This is a genomic window from Pseudomonas agronomica, assembly GCF_025917275.1.
Classification (GTDB): domain Bacteria; phylum Pseudomonadota; class Gammaproteobacteria; order Pseudomonadales; family Pseudomonadaceae; genus Aquipseudomonas; species Aquipseudomonas agronomica.
Genome location: NZ_JAOSHO010000324.1, coordinates 1 through 5,988, shown reverse-complemented (window position 1 = coordinate 5,988; position 5,988 = coordinate 1). Strand labels below are relative to the sequence as shown.

At 62.6% G+C, this 5,988-nt stretch carries 4 protein-coding genes; 1 reads left to right on the top strand and 3 read right to left on the bottom strand.

Annotated elements, in window-relative coordinates; all coding sequences use genetic code 11:
• Positions 1-47: 47 nt before the first annotated feature.
• Positions 48-1,388, bottom strand: coding sequence for a 30S ribosomal protein S12 methylthiotransferase RimO (gene rimO / locus OC610_RS19575; RefSeq protein ID WP_264430001.1), 1,341 nt, complete (start codon positions 1,386-1,388; stop codon positions 48-50).
• A gap of 333 nt (positions 1,389-1,721) precedes the next feature.
• Between rimO and OC610_RS19570 the strand changes: the two genes are divergently transcribed.
• Positions 1,722-3,563, top strand: coding sequence for a potassium transporter Kup (locus OC610_RS19570; RefSeq protein ID WP_408636616.1), 1,842 nt, complete (start codon positions 1,722-1,724; stop codon positions 3,561-3,563).
• Between the two features lie 199 nt (positions 3,564-3,762).
• Here the strand turns inward: OC610_RS19570 and OC610_RS19565 are convergent, their stop codons facing one another.
• Both OC610_RS19565 and OC610_RS19560 read right to left on the bottom strand, forming a co-directional pair.
• Positions 3,763-5,052: a virulence factor family protein gene (locus tag OC610_RS19565; RefSeq protein ID WP_264429998.1), complete on the bottom strand. Its 1,290-nt coding sequence runs from the start codon at positions 5,050-5,052 to the stop codon at positions 3,763-3,765.
• Positions 5,052-5,988, bottom strand: a 937-nt coding sequence (locus tag OC610_RS19560; RefSeq protein ID WP_264429996.1) for a phosphatidylglycerol lysyltransferase domain-containing protein, incomplete at its 5' end; no start/stop codon positions are given. The genes OC610_RS19560 and OC610_RS19565, both read right to left, overlap by 1 nt.

Here is a 5,988-nt window from a genome sequence, read left to right as displayed (position 1 = left end):
GCGGGAGCAAGCTCCCTCGCCACAACAGCGGTCCCGCTTTGTGCGGATCAGCCGATCTGCTCAGCCCACAAATCATACTCATCGGCGTCGGTGACCTTGCACCAGACCTTGTCGCCCGGCTTGAGGTTGCTGCCGTTGTCGATGAACACGTTGCCGTCGATTTCCGGGGCGTCGAAGAAGCAGCGACCCACCGCGCCTTGTTCGTCGACTTCGTCCACCAGCACTTCGATTTCGCGGCCGATGCGCATCTGCAGGCGCGCCGAGCTGATGGCCTGCTGGTGCGCCATGAAGCGCTCCCAACGGTCCTGCTTGACGTCATCCGGCACCACGTCCAGGTTCAGGTCGTTGGCCGGTGCGCCTTCGACGGGCGAGTACTGGAAGCAGCCGACGCGGTCGAGCTGGGCTTCGGTCAGCCAGTCCAGCAGGTATTGGAAATCTTCTTCGGTCTCGCCCGGGAAGCCGACGATGAAGGTCGAGCGGATGATCAGGTCCGGGCAGATTTCGCGCCAGTTCTTGATGCGCGCCAGGGTCTTGTCTTCGAAGGCTGGGCGTTTCATGGCCTTGAGCACCTTCGGGCTGGCGTGCTGGAACGGGATGTCCAGGTACGGCAGGATCTTGCCGGCGGCCATCAGCGGGATCAGCTCATCGACGTGCGGGTACGGGTAGACGTAATGCAAGCGGACCCAGACGCCAAGTGAGCTGAGGGCTTCGCACAGCTCGGTCATGCGGGTTTTCACCGGTGCGCCGTTCCAGAAGCCGGTGCGGTATTTCACGTCGACGCCGTAGGCGCTGGTGTCCTGGGAAATCACCAGCAGCTCCTTGACGCCGGCCTTGACCAGGCGCTGTGCCTCGTCGAGCACATCGCCCACCGGACGGCTCACCAGCTTGCCGCGCATCGACGGGATGATGCAGAAGCTGCAGCTGTGGTTGCAGCCTTCGGAAATCTTCAGATAGGCATAGTGGCGCGGGGTCAGCTTGATGCCTTGCGGCGGCACCAGGTCGATCAGCGGGTTGTGGTCCTGGCGCGGCGGCACGACTTCGTGCACGGCGTTGACCACTTGTTCGTACTGCTGCGGCCCGGTCACCGACAACACGCTCGGGTGCACGTCGCGGATGTTGCCTTCTTCCACGCCCATGCAGCCGGTCACGATGACCTTGCCGTTTTCCTTGATGGCCTCGCCGATCACTTCAAGGGATTCGGCCTTGGCCGAGTCGATGAAGCCACAGGTGTTGACCACCACCACGTCGGCGTCCTGGTAGGTGGAGACGACGTCATAACCTTCCATGCGCAGTTGGGTCAGGATGCGCTCGGAGTCGACCAGAGCCTTCGGGCAACCCAGGGATACGAAGCCAACCTTCGGGTTGGCTGGCGCGGTAGTGGTGGACATGTCTAACCTCGGTGTAGGGGGATCGTCTCTTGCCGAGACAGGACGCCTGACGCGCCTCTGATCAAAAAGTGCGCAATTCTATCCGTGGTCGACGCGCTTGACCAGCTTTATACCGGGAAATGCGACGAGTGCTGCGCTATGCTTCGCGCCTTTGCCTTCTGGCTATTGCTACAGTCAATAAAACGTCTGTAACAAAGCGTAAAACAGCGCATGCTGCGCCTCAAAGCGTACGGCTTCTCTAAAGAAGACCGGTCTGGAAATCGGGAGTGTTGGATGGGTCATGCAAGTAGTCAGGCGGCGGGCGCCGAGCATTCGGCAGCGAAACCGCTGAGCATGCTGGTCGCGGCGGTCGGGGTGGTTTATGGCGACATTGGCACGAGCCCGCTGTACACCCTGAAGGAAGTTTTTTCCGGTGGTTATGGCGTACCGGTCAACCACGATGGGGTGCTGGGGATTCTCTCACTGATTTTCTGGTCGTTGCTCTGGGTCGTTTCGCTCAAGTACATGATGTTTGTCCTGCGCGCCGACAACCAGGGCGAGGGCGGCATCATGGCGCTCACCGCCCTGGCGCGGCGGGCGGCAGCGGGAAGGGCGCGGCTGCGCATGTTGCTGGTGATCTGCGGCTTGATCGGCGCGGCGCTGTTCTATGGCGACAGCATGATCACGCCGGCGATCTCGGTGCTTTCGGCGATTGAAGGGCTCGGCCTGGCGTTCGATGGCATCGATCACTGGGTGGTGCCGCTGTCGCTGGTGGTGCTGGTGGCCTTGTTCCTGATCCAGCGCCACGGTACAGCGCGGATCGGCATCCTGTTCGGCCCGATCATGGTGACCTGGTTCCTGGTGCTGGGTGCCCTGGGTGTGTATGGCATCAGCCAGCATCCGGAAGTGTTGCAGGCGGTCAACCCAGCGTGGGCCGTGCGGTTCTTCGTGGTGCATCCGGGCATGGGCGTGTCGATCCTCGGTGCAGTGGTCTTGGCGTTGACGGGCGCCGAAGCGCTCTACGCCGACATGGGGCACTTTGGTCGCAAGCCGATCGCCCGCGCCTGGTTCCTCCTGGTGTTGCCGGGCTTGATGCTCAACTATTTCGGCCAGGGCGCCTTGCTGCTCGGCGATCCCGAAGCGGCGCGCAACCCGTTCTATCTGCTGGCGCCGAGTTGGGCATTGCTGCCGCTGGTGGGCCTGTCGACATTGGCCACGGTGATTGCCTCCCAGGCAGTGATCTCCGGCGCGTTCTCGCTGACTCGCCAGGCGATCCAGCTCGGTTACATCCCGCGCATGTACATCCAGCACACCTCCAGCGCCGAGCAGGGCCAGATCTACATCGGCGCGGTGAACTGGTCGCTGATGGTCGGCGTGGTGTTGCTGGTACTCGGCTTCGAGTCCTCCGGTGCGCTGGCTTCGGCCTATGGCGTGGCGGTGACCGGTACGATGCTGATGACCACGATCCTGGTTTCGGCCGTGATACTGCTGTTGTGGAAGTGGCCGCCGTTGCTGGCGGTCCCGGTTCTGGTTGGTTTCCTGGTGGTGGACGGGCTGTATTTCGCTGCCAACGTGCCGAAAATCATCCAGGGTGGCGCCTTTCCGGTCATTGCCGGCATTGCCCTGTTCGTGCTGATGACCACCTGGAAGCGCGGCAAGCAGTTGTTGGTGGACCGTCTCGACGAAGGCGCATTGCCGTTGCCGATCTTCATCAGCAGCATTCGCGTGCAACCGCCCCATCGGGTGCAGGGTACGGCGGTGTTCCTGACCGCGCGTTCGGACGCCGTGCCTCACGCACTGCTGCACAATCTGCTGCACAACCAAGTGCTGCATGAACAAGTGGTGTTGCTGACGGTGGTGTACGAAGACATCCCACGCGTGCCGCCGCAGCGGCGTTTCGAGGTCGATGCCTACGGCGATGGATTCTTCCGGGTGATCCTGCACTTCGGCTTCACCGACGAACCGGACGTGCCCCAGGCGCTCAAGCTCTGCCACTTGGATGACCTGGATTTCAGTCCGATGCGCACGACGTACTTCCTCAGCCGCGAGACCGTCATCGCCTCCAAGCTCGAAGGCATGGCGCGTTGGCGCGAGTCGCTGTTCGCCTTCATGTTGAAGAATGCCAACGGTAATCTAAGGTTCTTCAACCTGCCGTTGAACCGGGTGATCGAGTTGGGGACGCAGGTCGAGATGTAGGCCTGTAACACGCCTATGACAAGGCGGATCCCTTGTGGGAGCGAGCCTGCTCGCGAAGACGATGGCACATCCAGCATCAGGGGCCCGCTGATCCGACGCTTTCGCGAGCAGGCTCGCTCCCACAGGGGGTGCCAAGCGGCCAACAAAAAAAGCCCCGGCAACCGTAAGGCTGCCGGGGCTTTTTCAGGCTTGTACCTGCTTACTGCTCGGCAGGCTTGCTCTGCCGCTTGTTGATCTCATCGATCAACCGCTTGGCCAGGGCCGGGTAGTTCTCATCGAAGTGGTGACCGCCCGGCAATTTGATCGCCTCACCCACGGCGGTCTTGTCGGTGCACCCACTTTCGTCGGCTTCTTCACCGCCATAGATGCATACCACTTTCTCGGCGGGCAGCTTGGCCATTTCCGGTCCGGTGGCGGCTTCGGTGCCGGCGTTGCCGAGCCATCCTTCCACCTCGATCTCGAAGCTGCCGGTGCGGGCGAAGGCGAGCAGGATGATCGCATCGACCCGCTGCTGTTCGGTGGCTGGCAGGCGATTGTAGATCGCCGGCAGGACATCGGCGCCGAACGAGTAGCCGGTCAGGATGAAGCGCTTGGTGCCCCAGATCTGCCGGTAGTGCTGCATCAGTTCGGTCAGGTCGGCCGCGCTCTGTTCGGGGCTCTTGTGCTGCCAGTAGTAGCGCAGGGTGTCGATGCCGACCACCGGGTAGCCGATCTTGGCCATTTCATCGGCCACGTCGCGGTCCAGGTCGCGCCAGCCACCGTCACCGGAAAGGAACAGCGTCACGGTATCGCGCGTTTGGCTGGCAGGCACTTCCACCACCGGGATGCTCAAGCCACCCTTGCCTTTTTCGGTACCGACCAGAATCTTGCGCAACTCATTGTTCAGCACCTGCGGGAGGTTGATGTCGTAGTCGCTGATGCTGGTTTCGGCGTTGTGCTGGTCGCGCACGAAACCGGCGCTGGTGTCGTCGGGGTTGTCGTTCCAGGCCACCAGCCAGCGACCGTGGGCGGCGCTTTTCGGCAACAGGTGCGTGCAGCCGGGTTTTTCCAGGGCCAGGTCCACCGAAACGGCCTGGGCCTTGTCGTCCTTCTGTTCGGCCAGCCAGCGCCAGGCCAGCACGGCACCAGGGCCGATGCCGCTGACCAGCGTGGCCGGGCCCTGAAGCTGTCTCAGGCCCGCCTGCAAGGCGCGGCCCTGCAACATGCAGTCCTTGGGCAGGATCACCTGGACGATCTCCGCCGAACCGCTGCGGCTGAGGGTCGTCAGTTGGGTGTCGCTGAGCTTCTGGTCGTCATTGACCGCCACCAGCACCTGGGCACGCGGCTTGGTGCCAGGAATGACCCGGGTCATCGGCACGCCGTCGGCGGGCTCCAGTTGTTCCAGGGTCGGTTGCGGGGCGGGGCGGTTCCAGTACCAGTAGCCGCCACCAAGAATCACCGCCAGCGCCAGCAGGCTGGCTACCAGGTATCGCCAAAAGCGTTGCGTCATCAGCGTTTCACCAATCCGGTCAGGCCGCCTGCAATCAGGGCGGCGGTATCGGCCAGCGCGACCAACGGATCGAGTCCGGCAGGCACGGCCATGTAACGAGGTTCCCAGTCAGGCTGGAATTTGTCTTTGAAACGGCGCAGCCCCTGGAAATTGTAGAGCTGCTCGCCACGGCGAAACACCATCGAACCCAGGCGTTGGGTCAGCGGTGCGCCACGACGCGGTTGCAGGCCCGAGAGTGGGACCATGCCGAGGCTGAAGCGTGCGTAGTCATGGTTTTTATAATGTTGGATCAGGCCGACCATCATGAACTCCATGGTCAGTTTCGGGGCGTCGGGGTGGGCGCGCATCAGGTCGAGGCTGGCCAGTTCATGGCTGTGGGTTTCCAAGAGGTTGGCGAACGCAACCGGCTTGCCCTCGAAACGAATCACCGCGATGCGGAAATGCTTGAGGTAGTCGTCGCTGAAGCGGCCCAGGGAAAACCCTTTTTCCCGTACATTCTTGCCGGTCAGCCAGGCATCGGAAATCACCTTCAGCTCATCCATCGGCGCCTGGCCCGGCTCATGAATTTCCAGCGACAGGCCATCGCGGGTGCCACGGTTCCAGGTGTACCGCAGGTCCTTCATCTCCTTGCCCTTGGCCTCGAGGTCGAAACGCTTGAGATTCACCCGCGCTTCTTCGCCCAGCTTGATCGCGGTCAGGCCGATGTCCATGTAGTACGGCAGGTTTTCGGCACGTACCTGATAGAACACCGGGCGAGCATGGTGGATGTCGCAAAGGTCGCGGAACTGCCAGATCATCTCGGCCCGCTGCTGGGTCGGTCCGATCGGATCGTACAGCGCCACCAGGCTGCGGCCGCGGCGCGCGTACATCAGGAACGCTTCATCATTGGGGTGAAACAGCAGCGCCTTGTCGCCGGTGAGGGCCAGGCCGCCGTCC

Coding starts and splice junctions, on each gene's coding strand:
- rimO (WP_264430001.1), bottom strand. CDS start 1,388: ATGTCCACCACTACCGCGCCAGCCAACCCGAAGGTTGGCTTCGTATCC.
- OC610_RS19565 (WP_264429998.1), bottom strand. CDS start 5,052: ATGACGCAACGCTTTTGGCGATACCTGGTAGCCAGCCTGCTGGCGCTG.
- OC610_RS19570 (WP_408636616.1), top strand. CDS start 1,722: ATGCTGGTCGCGGCGGTCGGGGTGGTTTATGGCGACATTGGCACGAGC.